At 40.6% G+C, this 26,614-nt stretch carries 24 protein-coding genes; 8 read left to right on the top strand and 16 right to left on the bottom strand.

What is annotated here, in order from left to right; all coding sequences use genetic code 11:
* Positions 1 to 607: 607 nt before the first annotated feature.
* The 6 genes from cysQ to cysG are packed head-to-tail and all read right to left on the bottom strand — an operon-like array spanning position 608 to position 7,518.
* Positions 608 to 1,345 (bottom strand): 3'(2'),5'-bisphosphate nucleotidase CysQ, encoded by a 738-nt coding sequence (cysQ, locus tag C9I86_RS17450; RefSeq protein ID WP_080158629.1) that lies wholly within the window; start codon positions 1,343 to 1,345, stop codon positions 608 to 610.
* A gap of 24 nt (positions 1,346 to 1,369) precedes the next feature.
* Complete coding sequence (gene cysC / locus C9I86_RS17445; RefSeq protein ID WP_107277064.1) at positions 1,370 to 1,993, bottom strand: adenylyl-sulfate kinase; 624 nt, start codon at positions 1,991 to 1,993, stop codon at positions 1,370 to 1,372.
* Between the two features lie 19 nt (positions 1,994 to 2,012).
* The gene (locus C9I86_RS17440; RefSeq protein WP_080158631.1) at positions 2,013 to 3,743 is read right to left on the bottom strand and encodes an SLC13 family permease; all 1,731 of its coding nucleotides are present in this window, start codon (positions 3,741 to 3,743) and stop codon (positions 2,013 to 2,015) included.
* A 5-nt stretch (positions 3,744 to 3,748) separates the two neighbouring features.
* Complete coding sequence (gene cysN / locus C9I86_RS17435) at positions 3,749 to 5,170, bottom strand: sulfate adenylyltransferase subunit CysN (RefSeq protein WP_107277063.1); 1,422 nt, start codon at positions 5,168 to 5,170, stop codon at positions 3,749 to 3,751.
* Between the two features lie 10 nt (positions 5,171 to 5,180).
* Entirely contained in the window at positions 5,181 to 6,089 is a 909-nt protein-coding gene (gene cysD / locus C9I86_RS17430; protein WP_080158633.1) for a sulfate adenylyltransferase subunit CysD, read from the bottom strand.
* A 13-nt stretch (positions 6,090 to 6,102) separates the two neighbouring features.
* Positions 6,103 to 7,518 carry a siroheme synthase CysG gene (gene cysG / locus C9I86_RS17425; protein WP_080158634.1) on the bottom strand — a complete coding sequence of 472 codons (1,416 nt, stop codon included), beginning with the start codon at positions 7,516 to 7,518 and terminating at the stop codon, positions 6,103 to 6,105.
* Positions 7,519 to 7,932: 414 nt separating this feature from the next.
* Here cysG and C9I86_RS17420 point away from each other — a divergent pair, with 414 nt between their 5' ends.
* The 4 genes from C9I86_RS17420 to C9I86_RS17405 all read left to right on the top strand — a co-directional run bounded on the left by C9I86_RS17420 (position 7,933) and on the right by C9I86_RS17405 (position 11,995).
* Positions 7,933 to 9,900 carry a bifunctional 2',3'-cyclic-nucleotide 2'-phosphodiesterase/3'-nucleotidase gene (locus tag C9I86_RS17420; protein ID WP_080158635.1) on the top strand — a complete coding sequence of 656 codons (1,968 nt, stop codon included), beginning with the start codon at positions 7,933 to 7,935 and terminating at the stop codon, positions 9,898 to 9,900.
* 94 nt (positions 9,901 to 9,994) lie between these two features.
* Positions 9,995 to 10,591, top strand: coding sequence for a Crp/Fnr family transcriptional regulator (locus C9I86_RS17415; RefSeq protein ID WP_107277062.1), 597 nt, complete (start codon positions 9,995 to 9,997; stop codon positions 10,589 to 10,591).
* A 70-nt stretch (positions 10,592 to 10,661) separates the two neighbouring features.
* Complete coding sequence (locus C9I86_RS17410; RefSeq protein ID WP_107277061.1) at positions 10,662 to 11,123, top strand: GNAT family N-acetyltransferase; 462 nt, start codon at positions 10,662 to 10,664, stop codon at positions 11,121 to 11,123.
* Positions 11,123 to 11,995: a DMT family transporter gene (locus C9I86_RS17405; RefSeq protein WP_080158638.1), complete on the top strand. Its 873-nt coding sequence runs from the start codon at positions 11,123 to 11,125 to the stop codon at positions 11,993 to 11,995. The genes C9I86_RS17410 and C9I86_RS17405 overlap by 1 nt, the downstream gene beginning before the upstream one ends.
* A 72-nt stretch (positions 11,996 to 12,067) precedes the next feature.
* On the opposite strand, the gene C9I86_RS17400 is transcribed toward C9I86_RS17405, so the two are convergent.
* Positions 12,068 to 12,931: a LysM-like peptidoglycan-binding domain-containing protein gene (locus C9I86_RS17400; RefSeq protein ID WP_107277060.1), complete on the bottom strand. Its 864-nt coding sequence runs from the start codon at positions 12,929 to 12,931 to the stop codon at positions 12,068 to 12,070.
* Between the two features lie 124 nt (positions 12,932 to 13,055).
* On the opposite strand from C9I86_RS17400, the gene C9I86_RS17395 reads away from it, so the two are divergent.
* Positions 13,056 to 13,676 carry an FKBP-type peptidyl-prolyl cis-trans isomerase gene (locus C9I86_RS17395; protein ID WP_080158640.1) on the top strand — a complete coding sequence of 207 codons (621 nt, stop codon included), beginning with the start codon at positions 13,056 to 13,058 and terminating at the stop codon, positions 13,674 to 13,676.
* Positions 13,677 to 13,852: 176 nt separating this feature from the next.
* Complete coding sequence (locus C9I86_RS17390) at positions 13,853 to 14,344, top strand: DUF2780 domain-containing protein (RefSeq protein ID WP_107277059.1); 492 nt, start codon at positions 13,853 to 13,855, stop codon at positions 14,342 to 14,344.
* An 84-nt stretch (positions 14,345 to 14,428) separates the two neighbouring features.
* Here C9I86_RS17390 and C9I86_RS17385 read toward each other — a convergent pair whose 3' ends face one another.
* From C9I86_RS17385 to C9I86_RS17350, 8 genes are all read right to left on the bottom strand, one after another.
* Positions 14,429 to 15,193 carry a phosphoadenylyl-sulfate reductase gene (locus tag C9I86_RS17385; protein WP_080158642.1) on the bottom strand — a complete coding sequence of 255 codons (765 nt, stop codon included), beginning with the start codon at positions 15,191 to 15,193 and terminating at the stop codon, positions 14,429 to 14,431.
* Positions 15,186 to 16,877: an assimilatory sulfite reductase (NADPH) hemoprotein subunit gene (gene cysI, locus C9I86_RS17380; RefSeq protein ID WP_107277058.1), complete on the bottom strand. Its 1,692-nt coding sequence runs from the start codon at positions 16,875 to 16,877 to the stop codon at positions 15,186 to 15,188. Before cysI ends, C9I86_RS17385 begins: the two co-directional genes overlap by 8 nt.
* Positions 16,877 to 18,691: an assimilatory sulfite reductase (NADPH) flavoprotein subunit gene (locus C9I86_RS17375; RefSeq protein WP_107277057.1), complete on the bottom strand. Its 1,815-nt coding sequence runs from the start codon at positions 18,689 to 18,691 to the stop codon at positions 16,877 to 16,879. The genes cysI and C9I86_RS17375 overlap by 1 nt, the downstream gene beginning before the upstream one ends.
* Before the next feature lie 166 nt (positions 18,692 to 18,857).
* Entirely contained in the window at positions 18,858 to 19,088 is a 231-nt protein-coding gene (locus C9I86_RS17370; protein ID WP_080158645.1) for a thymidylate kinase, read from the bottom strand.
* A 154-nt stretch (positions 19,089 to 19,242) separates the two neighbouring features.
* Positions 19,243 to 19,869 (bottom strand): TIGR04219 family outer membrane beta-barrel protein, encoded by a 627-nt coding sequence (locus C9I86_RS17365; protein WP_080158646.1) that lies wholly within the window; start codon positions 19,867 to 19,869, stop codon positions 19,243 to 19,245.
* A gap of 114 nt (positions 19,870 to 19,983) precedes the next feature.
* Positions 19,984 to 20,226 carry an envelope stress response protein PspG gene (pspG, locus tag C9I86_RS17360; protein WP_080158647.1) on the bottom strand — a complete coding sequence of 81 codons (243 nt, stop codon included), beginning with the start codon at positions 20,224 to 20,226 and terminating at the stop codon, positions 19,984 to 19,986.
* Between the two features lie 231 nt (positions 20,227 to 20,457).
* Positions 20,458 to 21,438: a tRNA dihydrouridine(20/20a) synthase DusA gene (gene dusA / locus C9I86_RS17355; RefSeq protein ID WP_080158648.1), complete on the bottom strand. Its 981-nt coding sequence runs from the start codon at positions 21,436 to 21,438 to the stop codon at positions 20,458 to 20,460.
* 337 nt (positions 21,439 to 21,775) lie between these two features.
* A complete protein-coding gene (locus C9I86_RS17350; protein ID WP_107277056.1) occupies positions 21,776 to 23,038 on the bottom strand; it encodes a RidA family protein in 1,263 nt (420 codons plus the stop codon).
* Between the two features lie 751 nt (positions 23,039 to 23,789).
* Between C9I86_RS17350 and zur the strand changes: the two genes are divergently transcribed.
* Together zur and C9I86_RS17340 are read left to right on the top strand one after the other, a co-directional pair.
* Positions 23,790 to 24,242: a zinc uptake transcriptional repressor Zur gene (zur, locus tag C9I86_RS17345; protein WP_080158650.1), complete on the top strand. Its 453-nt coding sequence runs from the start codon at positions 23,790 to 23,792 to the stop codon at positions 24,240 to 24,242.
* Between the two features lie 221 nt (positions 24,243 to 24,463).
* A complete protein-coding gene (locus tag C9I86_RS17340) occupies positions 24,464 to 24,670 on the top strand; it encodes a cold-shock protein (protein WP_080158651.1) in 207 nt (68 codons plus the stop codon).
* Between the two features lie 90 nt (positions 24,671 to 24,760).
* Here the strand turns inward: C9I86_RS17340 and pgi are convergent, their stop codons facing one another.
* Complete coding sequence (gene pgi, locus C9I86_RS17335) at positions 24,761 to 26,413, bottom strand: glucose-6-phosphate isomerase (RefSeq protein ID WP_080158652.1); 1,653 nt, start codon at positions 26,411 to 26,413, stop codon at positions 24,761 to 24,763.
* Positions 26,414 to 26,614 lie beyond the last annotated feature (201 nt).

Below are 26,614 nucleotides of genomic sequence, written 5' to 3'. Positions count from 1 at the left end.
TAATGAATTGACTGTGCCAAAATAACTTACGTCATTTTGTATTGGTCACTCAGTTCATTGATAAATCTTTCGACTTAACTATTCAACGAGTGCCCACACAGATTGCATGGTCAAATTGTTAAAGAACGTTAGCACAATACATCGTATTGGCTGAGGCTGCGTATATTACTCCGCGCCAGTTTAAAGTCAACAAGTTTTTTAAAATTAGATTTAACAAACCCTTTATTGACCTGCCCTGCGTTAAAAATAAATTATATTTTCAACCACTCGAATAATATTCGAGTCAAGACTGCAGTTTTCATAGCTTAATGTAAGACAAGAACCGTCAATTACCGCAATGATTTTTATAAACCGCTTATCGACAAGTTACACACAGGTTGTAAATAACTTACTAACCGCACGTATTCCGTGTCGTTGGGGTGCATTATAGAGATAACAGGAAGGATGACAATTGTTTATTTGCTTTTTTAATGCGAATGCTAGTAATACCAACCAAAAGCCACAAAAGAGTCAATATTCATACAATAACGCTATTAAACAATAGTCGCTATTTAAAAATAGTGTTGAGTATTTAATCAATCCATGACATTTAGTTGATTGTATATAGTTAAGAGACAACAAAATAAGGATTTAATAGTGACTCTCGATCATAACGAAGGGGAAAACCATCCAGATCATTCACTGTAGCGCCTGCGCTTTCAGCGATACATTGACCAGCTGCAGTATCCCACATCATTGTTGGTCCTAAACGCGGGTAATATTGAGCTCGCCCTTCAGCCACTAAGCAAAACTTTAATGATGATCCCACTGCCACTAATTTATGATCTCCTAGTTGTTGAAGATAAGCCTCTAACTCAACCGAAGGATGTGAACGACTACCAACCACAGTTGGTATAGTTGAAGGTAAAAGACGAATAACCTCTTTACCTGCTTTAGTCATTAGCCAAGCTGTTTTTCCATCACCCAGCCATGCTTTATTTAATGCGGGAGCATAAACAACAGCTAAAATAGGTTTCCCATTTTCAATCAGCGCAATATTAACGGTAAACTCACCGTTCTTATTAATAAATTCTTTAGTTCCATCCAATGGGTCCACCAGCCAAAAAGATTGCCAATGTTGACGCTGTTGCCAATCGGTCTGTGGCGACTCTTCAGATAAGATAGGAATATCGGGTGTCAGTTGTTGTAGCTGATTAATGATAATTTCATTTGCAGCAAGATCAGCAATAGTGACCGGACTATTATCTGCTTTATTTTCAATCGCTATATTACTGTGATAATGCGCCATTATCGATTTACCCGCATCCAATGCGGTAGTGTATATAGCATCAAGTAATGTTGTCACTTACGGTACTCCTATTACCGATGATCACGCAATAATACTTCGACTACGTAAAGCGTTAATACATTGATCAACCAATTCATGAATATTATGACTATCAGCGGCTAAATGAATTTCAGGTTGTAAAGGCGATTGGTACTCTGCATCAATACCTGTAAATTGCTTTATTTCACCCGCTCGTGCTTTTTTATATAACCCTTTAGGATCGCGCTTTTCGCATTCAGCTAAAGGGGTATCAACAAACACTTCAATAAACTCACCTTGTGGCAGTAAATCTCGTACTATTTGTCTTTCTTCACGATGAGGAGATATAAACGCACTCAGTACGATCAATCCTGAATCTGCCATCAATGTGGCAACCTCACCGATACGACGAATATTTTCTCGTCGATCTTGAGCAGAGAAACCAAGATCTTTACACAAACCATGGCGAACATTATCACCATCTAATAAATAGGTATGATAACCCAATGCCAAGAGTCTATGTTCAAGAGCACCAGCAACAGTCGACTTACCTGCACCACTTAATCCAGTAAACCATAACACGCAAGGCTGCTGCTGCTTTTGCTGTCCTCGCTGATCTTTAGTCACACTATAACTATGCCAGACAATATTATTGTTATCGTCATGGGGCTTCGTGGTCGTATTCATAACATATTCCATTGTTAATTTAGTTAAAAGGGAAGACGACTGGGATCAAGATCAACACTACAGTGGAATACACAATTGAAAGCGGTAACCCCAGTTTTAAATAATCTCGAATTTTATAATTACCGACGCTATACACGAGTAGATTGGTTTGATAACCATACGGCGAAATAAAACTCGCACTAGCGCCAAACAGTACCGCCATAATAAAAGGCATCGGATCGATACCATAGCCCAGCGCCAAGCTATAACTTATTGGGAACGCTAATGCAGCGGCAGCGTTATTAGTGATCAACTCAGTTAGTATTAATGTAAGTAAGTAAACTGCAATTAATCCGCCATACACTCCCCAGCCATTAAATGCGGTAATAAGTGCTTGGCCCATTTGCTGTGATAAACCACTGGTTATCATTAATTGTGCCAGCGTTAATGCTGATCCAACAATAACTACAATATCAATCGGAAATCGACGTCGAAGCTCACCAAAGGAAATAATCCCTAATCCCACCAGCAGTACCAAATAAACGGCTAACCCTTTAATCAATGGCAGCCAATCAGCTAAAGCCAATACAATCACACTTAAAAAACCGACCAATACTGTTGTGCTGCGGTAACGGTCTAAACGTGCACTTGAATCAAGACCATTAACTAGCACAAACTCGCGTTCCAGCATGGCTTGTTTTTGGTTAAACAATTTCCCCGGTACAATAACTAACGTATCACCCGCGCGTAATTCAATATTACCCAAGCCACCAGCTAACCGTTCATGACCGCGACGGATGGCGACCACGACCGCATCAAAGTTTTCACGAAATTGAGTGCTCTTTAAGGTACGACCACAAATAGCAGCAGAATGACTGACCACAACCTCCATCATCGATTGACCATTAAGATGGTGCTGACCAAATAAATGCAGTCCTTCTATTTCTTGTAAGGTGGTAACACTTTCAATATCACCACAAAACAATAATCGATCTCCGGCTTGTAATTTAGTTTCAGGGCAAACAGGGGCTATAGTCTTACCCTCACGGATAAGCTCAGCTAAAAATAAACGTCGTAATGCACGTAGTCCATTTTCAGTGACGCTCTTTCCTATTAACGGTGAATGACTTTTTACTCGCGCCTCTAAGAAATAAGGCAGCTGTTCTTCACTGTCATCGTCGTTATTCGGTAAAAAATAACTCAGTGGAATTAAAATCATTAATCCAATAACTAACACCGCTAAGCCAATCATGGTGGGTGCAAAAAAGCCCAGGCTAGGTAAACCAATATCTTCTACAAAACTATTAATAATAAGGTTCGTTGATGTACCAATTAGCGTTAATGTGCCACCTAAAATAGCGGTATAAGATAACGGCAGTAATAATTTAGAGGGGGCATGGCGTTGATTACGCTTTATCGCCCCTATTAATGACACCACCACCGCAGTGTTATTGGTAAAGGAGGACAATAATGCGGTCGATAAGCCCAGCTTAGCCACAACAGAGCTATGACCACCTTGTGAAATTTGCCGCCCAACCCAACTAATTAAGCGGGTTTTTTCAAGAGCAATGGAGACCAAGATTAATAACACTAAGGTTAATAATGATGAATTGGTAAAATTTGCGGCAATAGCAGGTAATTCAATTAAGTTCGCTTGAAAACCAATAAATGCACAGCCAGCAAATAAATACGCAGGTTTAATCTTCGTAGTGAGCAAGCAGAGAATAATCACTACTAGCATTGCCAGCACAGTAGCTTGTTCCCAGCTCATTCACATTACTCCAGTAATTGACCGATATCTTTTGCATCCCAATGCGGAAAATGCTTACGGACTAGTGCATTAAATTCAACTTCAAACGTTGAATAACGACGACTGTTATCGATGGCTAATGGTTCACGAATTAAACCAGCCCCAACAGTGACATTGGTTAATCGATCAATAATGATAAACCCGCCAGTATCTTTACAAGTTTGATAGCTATCAACGGCAATTGCATCATGTAAGTTGAACTCACATAAACCAATGCCATTAAGGGGTAATGTCTCGGTTGCAAAGGTATCAAGACTATTAATATCAACTTGATGACGTATCGCACTTACACTACCTAGCGTTTTTTTACCTGCCACTTTAATATCATACTGACGTCCAGCCGTTAATGCGGTTTCACCCATCCACACGATATCTGCCAATACATTGTTACTTAGCGGCACTTCATCTTCCGCTGCGATCAACGTATCACCACGGCTAATGTCAATTTCATCGGCTAAGGTAACGGTAATGGCTTGACCTTTAGTTGCAAATGCTAAATCACCATCAAAAGTTACGATTCGCTCTACGGTTGATGTTTTTCCTGATGGTAATGCTGTTACTCGTTGCCCTACCTTTAGTTCGCCTGAGGCTAATGTGCCAGCAAAGCCACGAAAGTCGAGATTAGGACGGTTTACATATTGAACCGGAAAACGTAACACTGGTGAGTCATCATCAGTGAATAAATCAACTTGCTCTAATAATGTTAACAATGGCTCGCCTTGATACCACGCCATCTTGGCACTTTGACTAACAACGTTATCGCCTTCTAAAGCAGATAAGGGCAATAATTGAATATTGATCTTAGGGTTGAGTTTTTTTGAAAACTGGAGGTATTGCTGACTAATATCGTCAAAACGAGCTTGATCAAAATCGACCAAATCCATTTTATTGACAGCCACAATAAATTGGCGAATACCGAGTAAACTAGCGATATAAGAATGACGACGGGTTTGATCTAATACCCCTTTACGGGCATCGATTAAAATAACCGCCACATCACAGGTTGAAGCACCGGTTGCCATATTACGGGTGTACTGCTCATGTCCTGGGGTATCAGCAATAATAAATTTACGCGCTTTGGTCGAGAAATAACGGTAAGCAACATCAATGGTGATCCCTTGTTCACGCTCAGCTTGCAAACCATCGACTAATAACGCTAAGTCTGGCTTATCACCCGTGGTACCGACTTTTTGACTGTCAGTATGAATTGCGGCTAGTTGATCTTCATAAATTTGGTGAGAATCATGCAGCAGACGACCAATTAAGGTACTTTTACCGTCATCTACGGAGCCACAAGTTAAAAATCGCAACAGAGATTTATTATGATGCTGATCGAGATAAGCTTCGATTCCAAGCTCTGCGACCTGTTGTTCTATCACACTATTCATTTATCTCTCCTTAGAAGTAACCTTGGCGTTTTTTCAATTCCATTGAGCCAGATTGATCGTGGTCGATAGCCCGCCCTTGACGTTCACTGGATGTCGCCACCAGCATTTCTTCAATGATCCCCGGTAACGTATCAGCCGTTGATTCCACCGCTCCCGTTAATGGATAACACCCTAAGGTTCTAAAACGGACACTTTTTTGTTGAATCGTTTCACCCGGCAATAATTCGAGTCGCTCATCATCAACCATGATTAACATTCCATCTCGCTCAACAACGGGGCGTACTTGGGATAAATACAGTGGCACAATTTCAATTTGCTCTAAGAATATATATTGCCAAATATCAAGTTCAGTCCAATTGGAGAGTGGAAACACGCGAATGCTTTCACCTTTATTAATTTGACCGTTATAGGTTTTCCATAATTCAGGACGTTGGTTTTTTGGATCCCAGCTATGGTTTTTATCGCGAAAGGAATAGACTCGCTCTTTCGCACGTGATTTCTCTTCATCACGCCGAGCGCCACCAAACGCAGCATCAAATCCATATTTATCGAGAGCTTGTTTTAAGCCTTGGGTTTTCATAATGTCGGTATGCTTTGATGAACCATGAGTAAAAGGTCCAACACCCATCGCCACCCCTTCTGGGTTCTGATGGACTAATAAATCAAAACCGTATTTTTCAGCGGCACGGTCTCGAAATTCAATCATTTCGCGAAACTTCCATGTGGTATCGACATGCAATAGTGGAAATGGAATTTTACCCGGATAAAAAGCCTTACGGGCTAAATGCAACATCACCGACGAATCTTTACCGATGGAATACATCATTACTGGATTATCAAATTCAGCCGCGACTTCACGCAAAATATGAATACTTTCAGCTTCAAGCTGTTTGAGGTGGGTTAAACGTTTCGGGTCCATCACTCTCTCCATGTTATGCCAGTTTCACTGCCGCTTCAGGTTGCGGCTGTAACTGTTCCTTTGTTGTGAACCAAGCTAATTTATGTGATAACTTTACGACTTCACCGACAACAATTAATGATGGTGATGCAGCATGTTGTGCTAAATCAGCGAGTTCATGTAATTGTCCGGTTAATACTTTTTGAGTGGCTTGTGTACCACGTTCAATAATCGCGATTGGGGTATTAGGGGCGCGGCCGTGTTGTAATAACTGCTGTTGAATATGACTGGATTTCATTAGCCCCATGTAGATAACTAATGTTTGATTACCACGCGCTAATGTTAACCAATCAAGTTGTTTACCATCAGGCTTTAAGTGCCCAGTAATAAACATTGCTGTTTGAGCATAATCACGGTGGGTTAATGGAATACCTGCATAAGCGGTGGCACCAGCGGCGGCTGTAATGCCGGGAACAACTTGAAAATCAATCCCCGCCTCCACCAGCACTTCTAATTCTTCTGCACCACGACCAAATACAAACGGATCACCACCTTTAAGTCGCACCACACGTTTGCCTTGTTGGGCATATTCAACAATCAATTGGTTGGTTTGCTCTTGCGGCACACTGTGAAAGCCCGCTTTTTTACCAACACAAACAAGTTCTGCATCACGACGTACCAACGCCATCACTTCATTGGAAACAAGGTAGTCATACAACACCACATCCGCTTGCTGCATTAATTGCAAACCACGTAAAGTTAGTAACCCCGCATCACCAGGGCCGGCACCAATTAACGCAACTTGCCCAACAGGTGACGTGTGCTGTTGTAACTGTTGATGTAATGCTTGTTGGGCTTCACTATGACGACCGACAGCAACCAAATCTGCAAAGCGACCATTAAATGCTTGCTCCCAAAAGGCGCGACGGCTAGAAAAGGTAGAAATCTTGGTGGCAAGATAGTCACGAAAACCGCCTGCAATAGTCGCCATTTTTCCTAAATGCTGTGGCAATGTTGCTTCTAGTTTTTGACGCAATAAACGCGCTAAAACGGGTGCTTTACCCGATGATGAAATAGCAACAATGATCGGTGAGCGGTCAACAATAGAAGGCACAATAAAACTACAACGTTGAGTATCATCAACAACATTCACTAACACTTGACGTTGATTGGCTGATTGGTAAACCAGAGCATTCAGCGCTTTATGTGGCGTTGCGGCAATGGCTAGAAAAATCCCATCAAGATTCGCGGGAGAAAATGTGTCACCAACAAAGCGGATCTGGTTAGCAGCAATCGCCGTGGTAAAATCAGCATTAAGCTTAGACGCGATAACCCCCACATCGGCACCCGCTTTTAATAACATTTGAGTTTTGCGCCATGCGCTATTACCACCACCGACAACCAAACAGGGTCGACGCTTTAAATCCGCAAATATTGGTAAATAATCCATTGTTAACTCTCCTTGGTGTTCTGTAACCACTATAGAGAGCTCGTGATATTACTTGAAATTCTAAAGTTTCATTTTTTATATCAAAAAGTTTGGTTATTAATTCAACAATCCTAATTTCATGATCGAATAGAATGATCAACCGCAAATAAATATAAAGCAGATATAAATAGCTAGCAGTAAGCAAAATGAAGAATATTCAAATATCACTTCGAACCTAAGTTATGCCTTTTCTTTCTTAATTTAATCAACACCATTTCGTTTTGAATCAAATATTGCGATTCTTTCACCGCTTAATAATGGTTATGCATATAAAAAATGAGAGTTAAAGCACAATTATGTGACGGGTTCAGATAGTAACTGCATAAGATTTGTTATTTTAGGCACGCTTTCCTTACCTACCCTTTGGAGAAACACATGACACTATCTGTTAAGCCTTTATCAATCGCTGTTTTAGGCGGTTTGCTATTACTAGCAGGCCCCGCAAATGCAGAAACGATTAAATTACGTATTCTTGAAACAACAGATATTCATACAAATGTAATGGATTACGATTACTACAAAGATAAGCCGACTGATAAAACGGGGTTAGTCCGTACAGCGACCTTGGTTGAAAAAGCACGCGCTGAAGTCATTAATAGTGTGTTAGTCGATAACGGTGATTTGTTGCAAGGTAGCCCTATGGGTGACTACATGGCAGCAAAAGGTATTAAAAAAGGCGAAGTGCACCCTGTCTATAAAGTGATGAACCAACTCGGTTATGCGGTAGGTAATATTGGTAACCATGAATTTAACTATGGGCTTGAGTTCCTTGATACCAGTATTGAAGGGGCAAATTTCCCTTATATCAATGCCAATGTTTATGATTTAAAAACCGGTAAAAATTTATTTACCCCTTACCTTATTCAGGATTACACCTTTAAAGATAACGATGGCAACAACCAAAAACTAAAAATTGGTTACATTGGCTTTGTTCCGCCACAAATTATGGTGTGGGATAAAAACAATCTTGAAGGCAAAGTAGAAGCAAAAGACATTAAGCAAACTGCAGAGAAATTCATTCCTCAAATGAAAGCCGAAGGCGCTGATATTATTATCGCCATTCCACACTCTGGCGTTTCAGCAGACCCTTATAAAGTCGGCGCAGAAAACTCAGTCTACTTCCTAACCCAAGTAAAAGGGATTGATGCGATTGCATTTGGTCACTCGCATGCGGTATTCCCAAGTAAAGATTTTGCAAATCTACCAGGTGCTGACATCAACAAAGGCACCATCAATGGTATTCCTGCAGTAATGCCTGGTCGTTGGGGTGATCATGTGGGTATTATGGATTTGGTGTTAGACAAAGACGGTAATAGCTGGAAGGTGACCTCAGCCCAAACTGAAGCGCGTCCTATCTTTGATAAAGCCAACCAAAAATCATTAATCAAAGCCGATCCAAAATTAGTCGCGGCAGTAAAAATTGATCATAACGCTACCCGTGACTTTGTTAACCAGCCAATTGGTAAAGCCAGTGATGTAATGTACAGCTATTTAGCCTTGGTTCAAGACGACCCAACGGTACAAATTGTTAACTTGGCCCAAAAAGATTACGTTGAACGCTTTATTCAAGGTGACCCCGACCTTGATGGTTTACCCGTATTATCAGCAGCTGCCCCATTTAAAGCTGGCGGTCGTGGTAATGACGCAGGCAACTACACCGAAGTAGAAGCAGGCCAACTAACATTCCGTAACGCGGCTGACTTATACTTATACCCCAATACCCTTGTTGCGATGAAGGTAAAAGGTAAAGATGTTCAAGAATGGCTAGAATGTTCCGCGGCACAATTTAATCAAATTGATATTAACAGTGAGAAGCCGCAAGGACTTATTAACTGGGATGGTTTCCGTACTTACAATTTTGATGTCATTGATGGCGTAAAATACAACATTGATATTTCACAACCAGCAAAATACGACGGTGAATGTAAACTGATTAATCCAACCGCTAATCGTATTAAAGATTTAAGCTTTAATGGCAAACCGATTGATTTAAAGCAAACGTTCTTAATCGCGACCAATAATTACCGCGCGTACAGTGGTAAGTTTGCAGGTACAGGTGAAGCGTTCGTTGCCTTTGCCTCACCGGATGAAAATCGCACTGTATTATCAGATTACATCAGTCGCGTGAGCAAACAGAAAGGTCAAGTTGTTCCAAGTGCAGATAATAACTGGCACTTCACACCACTGAAAAGTGATAAGAAGTTAAAGATTCAATTTGAAACAGCGAACAGTGATAAAGCAGCGAAATTTATTAAAGATAAAGGCCAATACCCAATGCAACAAGTCAACACCACGCCGGGTGGGTTTGCTATTTATCAATTAGATCTTCAAACGCGTAAATAATTCCCCTCAATAAAATATCTATATACCGCAGCCTTGGTTGCGGTATTTTTTTGATACACTGCCACTATCATTCTTTTTATTCATTAACTCGCTTATGCCTTTAAATAACCATTCTGAATTAGCGGCTTTCTTAACTCAGCTAGGTGCAGATACCGCCACTATCAACGATGTCATTGCCGTTGCTGAACCACTAGATCTTCCGACTCGTCATATTTTATTACACCAAGGGCAAACCCCAACCCATTGCTACTTTTTATTAAACGGTTTGTGCCATGCGTGTTATTTAACCGAACAAGGTAAACAATTCAGTAAAGAGTTCTATTGGGATCAAGATGTTATTATTGGCTTTGAAAGCTTAATTAATGACGCGCCCTCAGCCTATTTATTAGAAACATTATCTGCCAGCCAATTAATCATGTTACCCATTACCCTATTTCAGCAATGGCGTCAGCAGCAGCACCCGTTGTATCAGACCTTATTAGAACGTCAATTACTGCATAAAGAGCACAAAGAACGCTTTATGCTCATGCATACTCCGAAGCAACGGTTACAACTGTTTAGTGATCATTTCCCCGAGTTAGTTGGGCGCATAACCGATTACCAATTGGCTTCTTATTTAGGTATTACTTCCATTAGTTTAAGTCGAATCAAAAAACGGCTCGCGAGTGGTGAAATTAATCTTAAAAATTAACCATTGTTAACTTCATTTTTGGCGTAAATCGGTACACTACTCACATCATACCGAATTCAGGATCTTAACCATGACGACATGGCAGTGTTTACCCTTTGACGAATTAACAACCCACCAGCTCTATGATCTATTAAAACTACGCTCAGAGATTTTTTGCGTTGAACAAAATTGTGTGTATCCCGATCTTGATGATCACGACCGCGCTCCAAATGTGTTCCATTTGTTAGGTTACGTAAACAATGAACTCGTCGCATACTTACGTTTATTAGCCCCTTGTGTTACTTATGATAATGTCAGTATTGGACGAGTTGTAGTAACACCAAGTCAGCGTAAGCATGGTTTAGGACATCAATTATTACGTCAGGGATTAACCCATGCCGAGAAAATTTGGCCACAACAGCTAATTGAAATTGGCGCTCAACAATATTTAGTGGCGTTCTATCAGTCTCATGGATTTACCCAAACGTCAGATATGTACCTTGAAGATGGCATTCCCCATGTTGATATGCAGTTATTACAAGATCCCACCTAATGCGCTGGTCTGCGGTTTCAATCGGTATTGCTATTTTAATTTGCGGTAATTTATCGTCATCACTGTCTGATGTGGCGGTAAAATTATTAGACGGTAGCGTATCGGCATTTCAGTACATGTTTATTCGCCAACTATTGAGCGTGATCCTAATTGCGCCATTATGGCTACGATTAACCCCCGCTCAGCGTGATATTGGGCATTGGAAGGTGAATGCAATCCGTGCCCATCTTGTATTAGCGGGTAGTGGCATGTTGCTGATTGCCTTAACTTACCTTCCATTAGCCACCGCCAATGCCTTATTTTACGCCGCACCGTTACTCATGCTGCCATTATCAATGCTGGTATTAGGTGAGCGGCCAAATAAAGAAAAAGTATTAGCAACTGCTGTCGGGTTTATTGGCATCGTCATTGTGTTACGCCCCGATCAATTTCATTGGGCCGCATTTGCCGCATTAGGCACCGCCTCAACATTGGCGTTATACAATGTTTTAGTACGTAAACTACCGCCACAACAACCGATTATCAGTACTCTATTTTGGACAGGTATTTTATCGTTACCCATATCAAGCCTATTAGCCTACCAATATTGGCAGCCACTACAGCCAAAACAATGGTTATTAATTACGGCAAGTGCGTTATTCACTTTAGGTTATCAGGGCTGCTGTGTTGCGGCTTACCGTCAAAGCGAGACTTATAAGATTGGACTTGCGGAATATTCAGGGCTTATTTTTGTCGCGATATTTGGTTATTTATGGTTTGACGAGATTCCCGATCTGCTCACGGGGTTAGGTATTCTTTTGATCATCATTCCAATGGCCCCATGGCCGAAAATCCGTCGCTCATCACAAAGCCTGAGCCATAACGCAGATTAAACATTTATCACTTAAAAATAATAAGCCGCCTTAACTGGCGGCTTATTATTTTAACGTATAACCATTGCAAATTTATTGACGATAAAAACGGCCACTAGCATTAACTGCATACGAAGCAGAAACACCATTACCTAAAATTTGTAAGCCACTAATTTCACCACGGCTGTTTTGACGATAACGTAACGTCTGTCCAGCTTGAATACGGCTAATAGGTTTACCCGCCCCTTCAACTTTCGCGATAGCATAAAGATCCCCAAGTGGTAGTCCTTTATTACGGAAAATATTGGCTAATGTATCTCCCGCTGGCACTTTATAGCTATACCATTGATTTGCAGCACCCGCTGGCTGCTGAGTCGCCTTTGGCGTTGATACTGACGCTGTCTTTACCGCAGCTTTTGCAGCGACCACGGGTTTATGAGTAGCGGTATCAATGGTGTAGACCTTACCACCATTAATCGGATAGATTTTTGAAGTCATCGGTTTACGCTCAGGTGCTGGGCCGCGATCTTCCATGCCTCCCCTCGCTTTCATACCTGAATCTTCTTTAATATCAGCGCTGTCTAATACAACATCGGTACGTTTAACCGCACTGTGCTTACCATTGCCATCTGGATTATTTTCAGTTTGAGTATTAGGCTCCGACGTCACCTGACTTGCCACATCACTATTGCCTAAATTTAAGGCAATATCACGCCGCATCGGTACACCGTCAGATTGACCTTCTAATTCTTTGGTTGATGGCAGCATTAGCGCACCAATAAATACGGGCACAATAACGACTAACGCCCAACGATGAAACCGAGGGAAACGCTGCCATACCTGACATACACCAGATACACGCTCACTGCACTTTGCCTTTATTGCACCAAAATTGAGTTTCATTGGTGGTTGCAGGTTAGCGTTTTTTTTATTTGAACGGCGATTTACCTTTCCCATATACAGCACTCCAAAGCTTCATATGTCACGCAATTAGCGAATATTAGTTACAAACATTTACCCGATGGGGGCTAAACTGTTATCCTGCCTGCTTTAATTCATTCTACATTAAGAGATGACAATAATGTCTGACGTTAAACTAGATACAATTGAGACTAAAGCAAGCTACGGTATTGGTCTACAAATGGGCCAACAACTAGCACAAAGCGGTCTTGAAGGCCTAAACGTAGCAGCTATTGCTAAAGGTATCGCAACTTCTCTAGCTGGCGAAATGCCAGAAATCGAAGTTGATGACATCAACAATGCACTACGTGAACTTCACACAACAGCAGATGCAGCTCGTCAAGAACAAGCTAAACTAGCAGCAGCTGATGGCGAAGCATTCCTAGCTGAAAATGCACAACGTGCAGAAGTTACAGTAACTGATTCTGGTCTTCAGTACGAAGTTCTTGTTGAAGGTACTGGCGAAATTCCAACTTCAGACAAGCAAGTTCGTGTGCACTACCACGGTATGCTAACAGATGGCACTGTTTTTGACAGCTCTGTATCTCGTGGTCAACCTGCAGAATTCCCTGTAACTGGCGTTATTGCTGGTTGGGTTGAAGCTCTTCAAATGATGCCTGTAGGTTCTAAGTGGAAACTGTCTATTCCACAAAACCTAGCTTACGGTGAGCGCGGCGCAGGTGCTGCAATCCCTCCGTATGCAGCACTAGTATTTGAAGTAGAGCTATTAGATATCCTATAAGATATCAAGCTTGAACAAATAAATAAACGGCGCTATGAGCGCCGTTTTTATACCTATACGTCATTCAAATAACAAAAAATCATTGCAACAAGACAAATCTTCACTAGGATTGACATACCCAAGTCAATTTCTGATTTAAAAGACTTCGGTATTAATCTTTACTAAGGAGTCTCCCCATGAAAAAACATCGTATCGTAACGACTGTTGCAGCAGTTGCATTGCTATCATCAAGCGCCATGAGTTACGCTTTTAGCTTATCTGATATTTTCGGTGGCGAAAGTGCCGATCAAGTGGTTAGCCAAGTTGCAGAAAACCCGCTAACAAAAACCCTGATTTCTGAACTCGGTGTTAAACCTGAACAAGCAGCCGGTGGTGCAGGCGCATTACTAGGCATGGCTGCAAGTCAACTTTCAGGTCCACAAGGAAGCGAACTGGCTAAATTGATCCCTGGCGCTGAAAAATTAACGGACTCATTACCAATGGGACTTGGCCAGCTACTTAGCAACCAAGCTAACATTGATAAAGTGTTCTCAGTTCTAGGAATGGATCCTGCGATGATCAATAAGTTTATTCCCGTTATTACCCAATTCTTAGGCCAACAAGGTGCAAGTAATGCTCTTTTAGGCGCATTAGATAAAGTATGGGCTCCTGCTGCGGCAGCAAAATAATCTTATTCTCTATCTGAATAACCCACAAGGCAGCGTCGATACGCTGCCTTGTTTTTTTATTGATAAACCCAACACAAAATGAAACTAAATCCCTGAACCTTGTGATTCAGTGTCATTGTCTTCATGCAAACCACATTCACGTTTCAAACCAAAAAAGCGCGTCTCTTGTTCTGTCATTCCTGGCTGCCATTTCACCGTAGTATGAATATCACCGACAGATAAATAATCGTGGTGTTTTAACGGATGATAAGGTAATTGATGTTGCAGCAAGTAAGCATCAATATCGTCATTAGTCCAATCAATCACAGGCAAAAATTTAAAACGACCATTTTGAATCGCTAATACAGGTAACGTCGCACGAGAATCGGCTTGCTCACGACGTAATCCTGAAAACCATGTTCCAACATTCAGCTCACTCAATGCCCGCCGCATCGGCTCTACTTTGTTTAATTGGTTATATTGCTTAATACCTTCGACACCTTGCAGCCATAATTGACCATAACGTGCTTCTTGCCATGCAGCACTGTGTTGAGCGCGATAAATATATAAATTCAAATTAAGTTGTTTAGTTAAACTATCAATAAACTGATACGTTTCGGTAAATAAATACCCGGTATCCGTTAATATCACCGCAATATTTGATCGAACTTCCGTCACTAAGTGCAGCATAACTGCCGATTGAATCCCAAAGCTAGATGCTAATGCAAACTCGCCCTCAAGATTATCAAGCGCCCATTGCACTCGCTGTTGAGCTGTCATTGTTTCCAGCGTGGCATTAATTTCAGCCAGCTGAATAATTTGACTCACTTTTGGCAGTTCAAGTAACTCAGCCAGTTGAAATCTAGGCATAAAAATCCCTCATTGATATTTTTACTTCATCAATAATGCCAGCACGAATAGTGAAATCACCAAAGCCTTCATTTTCTTGACGCTCCGTCGACCAACGACCGACTAAACTATCTATCTCATCCATTATTTGAGCTACGGTAATATTTTCGCGGTACATTTTAGGTACTCGAGTACCATTACGGTTACCACCTAAATGAAGGTTATATCGTCCAGGCGCTTTACCCACTAAGCCTATTTCAGCCAACATCGCGCGCCCACAGCCATTAGGACACCCGGTTACCCGTAAAATAATATTCTCATCTTTGGCTAAATCATGCTTCGCTAATACCGCTTCAACATCAGTCACAAATTCAGGTAGGAAGCGTTCGGCTTCCGCCATGGCTAACGGACAAGTTGGCAGAGACACACATGCCATTGAGTTTTTTCGCTGCTCACTGACACTGTCATCCATCAAACCATGATCACGCGCGATCTTCTCGATCTTAGCTTTGTCTTTTGCTAACACACCAGCAACAATCAGATTTTGGTTGGCCGTCATTCTAAAATCACCACCATGGACCTTGGCTATTGCTGCCATACCGGTTTTAAGAGGTTTATTCGGTGTATCCAATAAACGGCCATTTTCAATAAATAACGCTAAATGGTGCTTACCATCAATACCCGCAACCCAACCAATACGATCACCACGATCGGTAAACTCATACGGTCGACTGACTTCAAAGGTAACCCCGGCTCGTGACTCAACTTCTGCTTTAAATACCTCCACGCCAACCCGATCAATAGTGTATTTAGTTTTGGCATTTTTACGGTTAGAACGGTTTCCCCAATCACGTTGAGTAGTAACCACAGCAGTCGCGACATCAAGGGTTTTATCTAAAGGTACAAACCCGAAATCATCAGCACGGCGCGGATACGTGGCATGGTCACCATGGGTCATTGCTAAGCCACCGCCAACTAACACATTAAAACCTACCAATTTCCCATTATCGGCAATTGCGATAAAATTGAGATCATTAGCATGGACATCAACATCATTTTGCGGCGGAATAACCACTGTGGTTTTAAACTTACGCGGTAGATAATTACTGCCTAAAATCGGCTCTTCATCGGTTGTTTCACGCTTTTCACCGTCTAACCAAATTTCAGCATAAGCACGGGTTTTCGGCAGTAGATGTTCACTGATCTTTTTTGCCCATTCATACGCTTGTTGGTGTAACTCAGATTCAACAGGGTTAGTGGTACACAACACGTTACGGTTTACATCTCCCGCCGTTGCGATGGAATCAATACCAATACTATTTAGTGTTTGGTGCATTAGTTTAATGTTAGGTTTCAGCACTCCATGAAACTGAAATGTTTGACGGGTAGTTAAACGAATACTGCCGTAAGAAGTGTGCTCATCAGCAAATTTATCAATTGCTAACCATTGTTCAGGAGTGATCACGCCCCCCGGCATTCGCGCCCGTAACATCACATTCTGAAGCGGTTCTAATTTTTGTTTAGCGCGCTCAGCACGAATATCACGATCATCTTGCTGATACATGCCATGAAAGCGAATTAATTGAAAGTTATCAGCGCTAAATCCCCCGGTGATACGATCATCAAGATCTTGCTCTATAGTACCGCGAAGAAAATTGCTTTGACGTTTTAGACGCTCATTGTCTGATAGTTTTTGCTCTGTCATTAGTACACATCCCTTTGATAGCGCTTAGTTTTACGCAGCTCATTGAGATACTGCTCGGCTTGCTCGCGCGTTTTCTTTCCTTGTTGTTCAATAACGGTTAACAAGGCTTGATGAACATCTTTGGCCATGTGGGTTGCATCACCACACACATAAACATGCGATCCTGCTTGTAACCACTGCCACACTTGTGGTGCCTGTTCTAAAATGCGCTGTTGAACATAGATTTTCTCGGCTTGATCTCGACTAAATGCGACATCTATTTGATCCACCACTCCGTCTTTTAGATATTTCTGCCATTCAACTTGGTAAAGAAAATCTTCAGTAAAAGTTCGATCACCAAAAAATAACCAGTTTTTACCTGTTGCTTCACGGCTATCACGCTCTTGCACAAAGGCACGAAAAGGCGCAATTCCCGTACCAGGACCAATCATGATCACTGGCGTATTATCATCAACTGGTAACTTAAAGTTATTATTGGTTTCAACAAACACTTTCACCGCTGCACCTTCTGCTAGACGTTGCGCTAAGAAACTTGATGCGCCACCTTGGCGTTGCTCATCGCCTTGGGAAAATTCAACCACACCGACCGTTAAATGCACTTCTTCGCCCACTTCTTGTTGGCTGGAAGCAATGGAATATAAACGGGGCGTTAAACGACGTAATAAACTGATTAATTGGGTGGCAGTTAATACCGTCTTCTTAGCCGTTAAAACATCAATAATTTGGTTATTAGCCGCATACTCACGCAATTTTTCACGATCATTCACCAGCTTTTGTAATTTTTTACTGCCAGATATTTCTGCATATTTAGTTACAAACTGTGGATTTGATGCGGTAATTTCATAATGGCTAATCAACGCATCACGAATAGATAAGTTACTGCCATCAACATCCACCGAAGTTGCGGCATCTAAGTCAAGTTTCGCTAATATGGCATCAACTAATTGTGGATCATTGTCAAACCACACCCCTAGCGCGTCACCCGCTTGGTAGCTTAAACCTGAACCTTCTAAATCAATTTCAATATGGCGTACATCTTTATCTGAATGGCGACCAGTGATTTTCTGGCTTACTAATAAACTGGCGGTATAAGGATTTTGCTTAGTATAAGTCGCAACAGCTGTGGCCTTTTGTCCCACGGGTAACTGAACAACTTCTGCTTCACCGGTTGATAAGGTTTGTTTGGTTTTGGCTAATACTTGTGTACACCACTCTGCGGCGGCCGCTTCATAGTCAACATCACAATCAAGGCGATCAAGCATCGGCTTCGCACCCAGTTTTGCTAAGTAGCGATCAAAATCTTTAGCTGTTTGGCAGAAAAATTCATAACTAGAGTCGCCGAGCCCAATCACGCTGTAGTGTAAATTCGATAATTGGGGGGCTTTTTTTGACTGTAAAAACTGATGCAGTTCTATTGCATCGTCGGGGGCTTCACCTTCTCCATGTGTTGAAGCAATAATAATAACGTGAGTTTCTTTACTAAGATTTTTCCCCTTATAGTCCCCCGCCGACACAAGATTCACCGCAATATCTTGTGCGAGAGCTTGCTGTTGTAACGCTTGAGCGACACCTTTAGCATTGCCTGTTTGCGAGGCATAAATAATGGTTAGTTTACCCGCAGTTTTTGCAGCGGCCAGTACATTTGATGCAGGAACAGTTGCCGTTGTTGATGATTGAGATTGACTCAACCCCCAAAAATAGCCACTGATCCAAGCCAGTTGTTGTGGTGATGATTCTGCTGCGGCTAGCTTAAGCTGATCTATTTGTTGATCATTAAGTGGGCTAGCTAAAGCTGATAGTTGGTTGATTGACATAGCACGACGATCCCTATTCATTGCGTTATGTTAGAGTAGCCATTTAAACTAATAACAAGAAAGAATAGATAAGAATGTTTTATAACCATTTGTAAGGTTAATCGTACAAAAAAACCAAATAGCGATAACACTATTTGGTTTTAGAATAGAGAAATAAAGGCAGGATTTAATATTCGTCAGCAATTCTAACTTGTTGAAAACCAACTTCAAATGCTTGTTGAGTCGCACTATCAACATCACCATAGCATTGTTCACTACCACTAATATCAGTTAATGGCACCAAACCGCCGCGACGATGACGAAATTCAACGATATAACCACTATTAATTGATGGTTCGATGAGTGCCTCAACAAGATCTTGGTCAGCGTATAGGTGTTTCAATTCAGTTAATGTCATCACTTACTCCTCCCTAATACTGATATTGTGCATCACACATATAATCAGTTTGCTTACCTTTAAAAGTGGTACATAAATGGGATTAGCGCCAATAAAAAAACCACGAAATAATCGTGGTTTTATAATTAGATCACACAATGAAAGCTGAAGTTAATTAGAAATCAACTTCTACGCCAGCAAACCAACCATCTAGGTCAACATCACCAGATGTTGATTTTTTAAAGTCATAATCCATCATGCGGTAACCTGCTCGAAGGTTAAGATCTGCTGCAATTAAATCTAATGTGAATTTCACACCCGCTTGGCCATCAAACAAACTTGTACCATCGTATTTACCCGCATTCGCTTGAGCAAATACTGATAATGGTGTTGCTGGAATACCTAACTCAGCAGCAGCATAAACTGTTGGCTGCCAATCACTAAAGCTGTTCTGGTGTTGAATTTGAACACCAGCAAACTTAGTCATTGTTACACCTAAATCCAATGCGACTAAATCGTTATCAAGAATTTCATAATAAGCCGTGAAATCACTTTGCTCAAAATTCACATTCCCAGTGTCAATATTGTTGTAACGTACCATTACGTTTGGCACTAAAGGAATAAAGTGCTCAAAAGATGCATAGTAAGATGTTGATGTATCGTCACTTTTTTGACCAGCTACTTTTGCGTTTGTAAACCATGCATCCGCACCTACTTTAACACCTAGTAAAGTATCTGCTTGTGCTGGAAGGGCTGCTGCTAGCGTCATTGCTGCTGCAAGTGAAAGCACCACTTTTTTCATGCGAGTCTCCGCTCTTATCATTTTATGTAATTAATCGCACAAAATTATATCAGAAGCAGTATGAAAACTCTGCAATCAATCGCAATCAATAGCTGTTATTTGCAATCAATTGCATTAGTGACGACGGTAACGTGACATCCGATCTTGATGCTGCTTGTCAGCATTACGCTCACGGAAGAACCAAATACCTAATGCTATCAATACGATCCACGGTAATAATTTAAAGACGAGCCCTAACATACCAACAACAGCCATTACCGCAAAACCTGCTGCAACCGCAATCAGAACGCCAATTAAACTAACACCGGTAAATATCAGTACCAATGTAAAAGCAACCAAAAATAGGAACTCAAACATAGATTATCCTTTTTTATAACTGCGGTATCCACATGAAACCCCAGTGCTATCTTTATTATTACTTACAATATTGCACAATTCACGCCAACTCTAATATAAATATTTTAGCTTATTTTTCATATAGATAAAAAACGCCAATTCAATAATGAATTGGCGTTTACTATTTATTGGTCAATCTCACCTAATACTAAGTAAAACTCACCACTATAATCACGTTAATAGTGTGTATAACTACACATCTAACTCGGCAGGAATTTTCGCTAATGCCTGTTGTACCACTTCAATACCCGCTCCTGGCTTGTGGGCATTTTCACTAATATAACGACGCCATTGACGAGCTCCCGCCATATTTTGGAATAAACCTAGCATATGACGAGTAATATGGCCTAAGTATGAACCGTTCGCCAATTGTTGCTCTATATATGGATACATAGCTTCAACCACTTCACGACGCTTCATCACAGGGCGGTTACTACCAAATAAACGCTGATCCACTTCAGCCATCAGGTAAGGGCTTTGGTAAGCTTCACGACCGACCATTACACCATCCATATATTTAAGATGCTGTTCCATTTCTTCAAAAGTTTTAATACCACCATTGATTGCCATGGTTAACTGTGGAAAGTCTTGCTTTAATTGGTAAACTCGTGGGTAATCAAGTTCTGGAATTTCACGATTTTCTTTTGGGCTTAAGCCTTTTAGCCATGCTTTACGGGCGTGAATAGTAAAATTATCACAACCGCCTTTTTCTGATACGGTTTGAATAAAATGAGTTAAGAACTCATACGAATCTTGATCATCAATACCAATACGGGTTTTAACAGTAACAGGAATATCAGCGACTTCACGCATTGCAGCAACACATTGCGCCACCAACTCAGCTTCACCCATTAAACAAGCACCAAACATGCCGTTTTGAACGCGATCAGATGGACAGCCAACGTTTAAGTTGATCTCATCATAACCACGATCTGCTGCTAATTTGGCACAACGCGCAAGATCAACCGGATTTGAGCCACCCAGTTGTAATGCTAATGGATGCTCTTCTTCGTTATATGCCAGAAAATCACCTTTGCCGTGAATAATTGCACCTGTCGTAACCATTTCGGTATACAACAGAGCTTCTTTACTCATTAAACGATGGAAATAACGGCAATGACGATCAGTCCAATCAAGCATCGGTGCGACAGAAAAACGAGCAGATGGATACATATTACAATATTCCTTACATATTAAGTGGTTATGGCAAATACCACTTACGGGTATTGCAATATACTTCATCCAATGTCGACTATTGTTAGTGATAAGGGATGGATAAGGGACAGTTTAGGAGGCATAAACGGTCCCTAAAATATCTTTTGAGGCGCGGATTCTACCCTAAAATAACTATTGTCACCATGATTAGACTTGAATCCCCTTTAGCCCATAATCGGTTTAATAATGCTTAATATTCGTAATGGGGTATGAAGTAAGGTATATAAACAAGAAAAGCCATATTCATTAATATGGCTTTTTATAATAACAACATCATTTATCGTGACTCTTTTTATTACACGGCAGGCGGAGTACCTTCGCCGTTAGATACAATTGCATCCATTTGTACTAAAGCACCCATCGCGATGGTAGAAACACCAATAACAGTTCTAGCAGGAAACTGCTCATTAAAGAACGTCATATAAACATCATTAACCGCATCAAGATCAGCCATATTTTTTAGTTGAATATTAACCTTCACAATATCGTCCATTACATGGTTAACACTTTCAACTATCGCTTTAATATTCACTAAGCATTGTCTTGCTTGTTCATTAACACCACCATCAACAAGCTTACCTGTCATCGAGTTTAACGGTAACTGCCCAGAAATATTATTGTAATGTGAAAATGCCACCGTTTGAGAAGATAATCCAGTTTGAGGAGCAGTATGTGTATTATTCGCTTCGATCACCAAGCCATGACGATCTTCAACGGTTTGTGGTGGTGTTCCATCGCCATGAGAAACTGTCGCATCTATCTGTATTAATGCGCCCATTGGTAACCCTTCTACGACAATCACTGATCTGGCTGGCATATAGCCACATGTTCGCGCAATTCCCGCATCAGGGAAGTAACAACGATAAACTTCATTGACAACATCAATATCGGCCAAATTTTTAAGATAAATATTAATTTTCACGATATCGTCAGCAGGCACATCAATCGCTTCTAGAATACTCTTAATATTTTTTAAACACTGCCCGGTCTGCTCTTTTACGCCACCAGCGATCATATTCCCTGTTTTAGGATCAAGTGGTAATTGAGCTGAAATATGGTTGTAATGCGAGAAGGCAACAGTATGAGTCGATACATCACAGTTAGGGGCATTGGCTGTATTGCGTGCAATTTTAACAAGATCACAGGGAGCTTGTGTACCAGAGCCTTCACCATTAGATATCACGGCATCCATTTGGACTAATGCGTCAGACATAGGTAATGCTGCTACACTCATCACAGTACGTGTCGGTAAATAACGCGGGAAAAATGTCGCATAAACATCATCAACACACTCAAGATCTTTGATATTTTTAAGATACACATTAATTTTAATAACATCATGCATTGAATGATCAATACTTTCGACAATAGCCTTAATATTTTTTAGGCATTGTGCCGCCTGTTCAGTGACACCGCCATCAATAATTTTTCCACTTTTAACATCAATCGGTAATTGTGCAGAAATATTATTGTAATGCGAAAACGCAACAGTTTGTGTTGCTGCTAAATCGTAGGGAGCTGTTGCTGTGTTACGTGATAATTTGATAATACCGCTCATCTTTTCTCTCTCCATTTAACATTAATGACGAGATAATATTGCAGATTGAAGGCAAGTAAAAAACAGCTTGCATCACAACTTCCTAAATCTTCCAAATAATTGTATTTTATAAAAATTATATAAATAATTGATATTTGATCAGTAGAACTAAAATTTATATTTATTTACTGATTCAAGATATTACGTCGTAATCAACAGGCTCAATATTCAACAATTAAGATATAAAACCTCTTTTTTAAATAACAAAAAAGGCCTTGAACAATGTTCAAGGCCTTTTTCTAAATTCTTTTCGCTGTCGGTCGATGATTGACCCTACGACAAAATGTTACTTAGTCATATTACCGCTTTTGTACATTGTAGAGAATACAGGCGTGTAAAGAGCAACAATTTTAGTAATGATAACAGACATTTTTTTTACCTTAAAAATTAAGCATTTTATGTATAACCATTGCCTAATCACGAATATTTAAGGCGTCGGTCACGTTTCGATGGGCGTCATTATAGGTATTTTAAATCACTTGAGAAATGAAAAAAAACGCAACCTTGGCATTAGTTTTTATAATACATAATCAACATAGATGTCCTCACCTTTGTAATGCATCCATTTTGTGACATTCTTTTTTATTCTTCTTAGTATAACGTGATCATTTACACGGAATCTTTGCTCTTATTACAGTTACTTGCTAAGTGTGAGTATGTTTTTAGACAGCTGTGATAAAATATAAACTCAATGACGTTTTTTTGAGGCTCTATGACGGTTCAAACTCAACTGCTAGCTAAAGCACAACAGCTCTGTGAGCAACGAGGGGTAAGAATGACCCCGCAGCGATTAAAAGTACTGGCACTGATCATTAATCATCATAGTTCTATTAGTGCTTATGAGTTACTCGATTTACTCAAAGCATCAGAACCCCAAGCAAAACCACCGACAGTATATCGCGCCCTAGATTTTCTGTTAGCGCAAGGTTTCGTACATAAAGTAGAATCAACCAACAGCTATATTGCGTGTTGTGTACTCGGCCATGCTGATCATTGTTCACAATTATTAATTTGCGATAAATGTGGGTTTGTTGAAGAAATCCATGATGATGAATTAGCGAAACTTTTACGTCAAAAATCAGAACAGTATGGCTTTATGATCAAGCACCACGTTGTTGAAAGTCATGGTGTTTGTCACAAATGTCAGCAAACTAAAAACGATTAATACATCTTTTGTGCTGTCACAATTCGTGATGGCACCTTCTGATATTTCTCCCCCTCCTGACAGCGCCTTTCTCTTTAAAGTGAATTAACGTTAGCTAAGACATAAAAGCACAATAAAACACTACTCATTGTCATAAATTCGATCTAGACTGAATCCGTCATAAGCACCTAGTTACCTATAAGCTGTAACTACTACGATTAGTCTATAAGGGAAAGACGTACATGAGTAAACTGACTGGAACCGTAAAGTGGTTCAACGATGATAAAGGTTTTGGTTTTATTTCTGCTGCCGATGGTAAAGATGTGTTTGTGCACTTCAGTGCTATTCAAGCGCAAGGACGTAAAACATTACGTGAAGGCCAAAGTGTTGAATTTATCGTAACTGATGGTCAGAAAGGCCCACAAGCTAGCGACGTTATCACGCTATAATTGATCTAACGCCAAAAATAAAAAACGCCGCAATCATAACGACTGCGGCGTTTTATTTTATCGGTTAATTACATTAACCAATAAGAGGCATTATGCACGCCATTGTTTAAAAGCATTAATTAAACCATTCGTTGAGCTATCGTGGCTTACAACACCTTCATTGCTGTTTAGCTCTGGTAAAATTTGGTTAGCCAATTGCTTACCAAGTTCTACACCCCACTGGTCAAAGCTGAAGATGTTCCAAATAACACCTTGGGTAAAGATTTTATGCTCATACAATGCAATTAATGCACCTAATGTGTATGGCGTAATTTCTTTAAGCAGAATTGAGTTTGTTGGACGATTACCTTCAAACACTTTAAATTCAGCAAGCTCATCGATTTCTGCTTGTGATTTACCGGCAGCCACAAATTCAGCTTCTACTGTCTCACGGCTCTTACCAAATGCTAATGCTTCAGTTTGCGCGAAGAAGTTAGCCATTAATTTGGGATGATGATCACCCAGTGGATTGTGGCTAATAGCAGGTGCAATAAAGTCACATGGAATTAACTTCGTACCTTGGTGAATAAGTTGATAGAACGCATGTTGACCATTCGTTCCTGGCTCACCCCAAATGATAGGACCAGTTTGGTAATCCACAGGCTTGCCACCACGGTCAACATATTTACCGTTTGATTCCATGTTACCTTGTTGGAAGTAAGCAGGGAAACGGTGCATGTATTGATCGTAAGGTAGAATTGCTTCAGTTTCTGCGCCATGGAAGTTGTTATACCAAATACCAATTAAGGCTAGAATTACAGGTAATTTTTGCTCTAGTGGCGCGGTTGCAAAATGGTTATCCATTGCATGACCACCTTCTAATAACTTAACAAAGTTATCAAAACCTACAGCCAAGCTAATAGAAAGACCAATCGCTGACCATAGTGAATAACGACCACCAACCCAATCCCAGAACTCAAACATGTTATCAGTATCGATACCAAATTCAGCCACAGATTCTGCATTAGTAGAAAGCGCTGCAAAGTGTTTTGCAACGTGTGCTTTATCTTCCGCCATTGCTAAGAACCAATCACGCGCAGACAATGCGTTAGTCATAGTTTCTTGGGTAGTAAAGGTTTTAGATGCAATAAGGAACAACGTTGTTTCAGGGTTTAAGTCTTTTAATGTTTCAACAATGTGTGTCGCATCAACGTTAGAAACAAAGTGCATGTTTAGGCGTGTTTTGTACGCAGCTAATGCTTCTGACACCATGTAAGGGCCAAGATCTGAACCACCGATACCGATATTAACAACATCGGTAATTTCTTTGCCGGTGTAACCTTTCCACTCACCACTTACAATACGGTTAGTGAAGCTTTCCATCTTTGCTAATACGGCATTAACCGCAGGCATAACATCTTCGCCATCAACAATGATTGGCGTATTGCTGCGATTACGTAACGCAACATGGAGTACAGCACGATCTTCAGTACGGTTGATTTTCACACCGTTGAACATATCCGCAATGGCAGCATCAAGCTCAGTTTCTTTTGCTAATGCAAACAACTTAGTCAAAGTTTCTTCAGTGATCAGGTTCTTAGAGTAATCTAATAAAATATCAGAACCAAACTGAGCAGAAAATTTGGCAAAACGCTCGCTATCATTAGCAAATAAATCGCTTAATTCAAAATCTTGAGCTTGTTCAAAATGGGCAGTCAGTGCTTGCCACGCTTTAGTTTGCGTTGGATTGATGTTCTTTAACATAGTAATGTTCCTGATTTTGTTATGTTCATCCCTCGAATCATACCGCCTTCGAAAGATCCTCGATCTATGCTATTGACCCTAAATGACTAGGTCTCTAATAATGCTTCAGCTACAACCAATTATGACGTTAACATCGTACGATCGTCATTGCGTCAGGTCACGAAAGTATGATGCATCATACCTGTATTTATAAGCAAGATG

Origin of the sequence: Photobacterium sp. NCIMB 13483 (genome assembly GCF_003025475.1) — a bacterium.
In the GTDB taxonomy this organism is placed as follows: domain Bacteria; phylum Pseudomonadota; class Gammaproteobacteria; order Enterobacterales; family Vibrionaceae; genus Photobacterium; species Photobacterium piscicola.
This window is presented reverse-complemented; position numbering and strand designations above follow the sequence as displayed.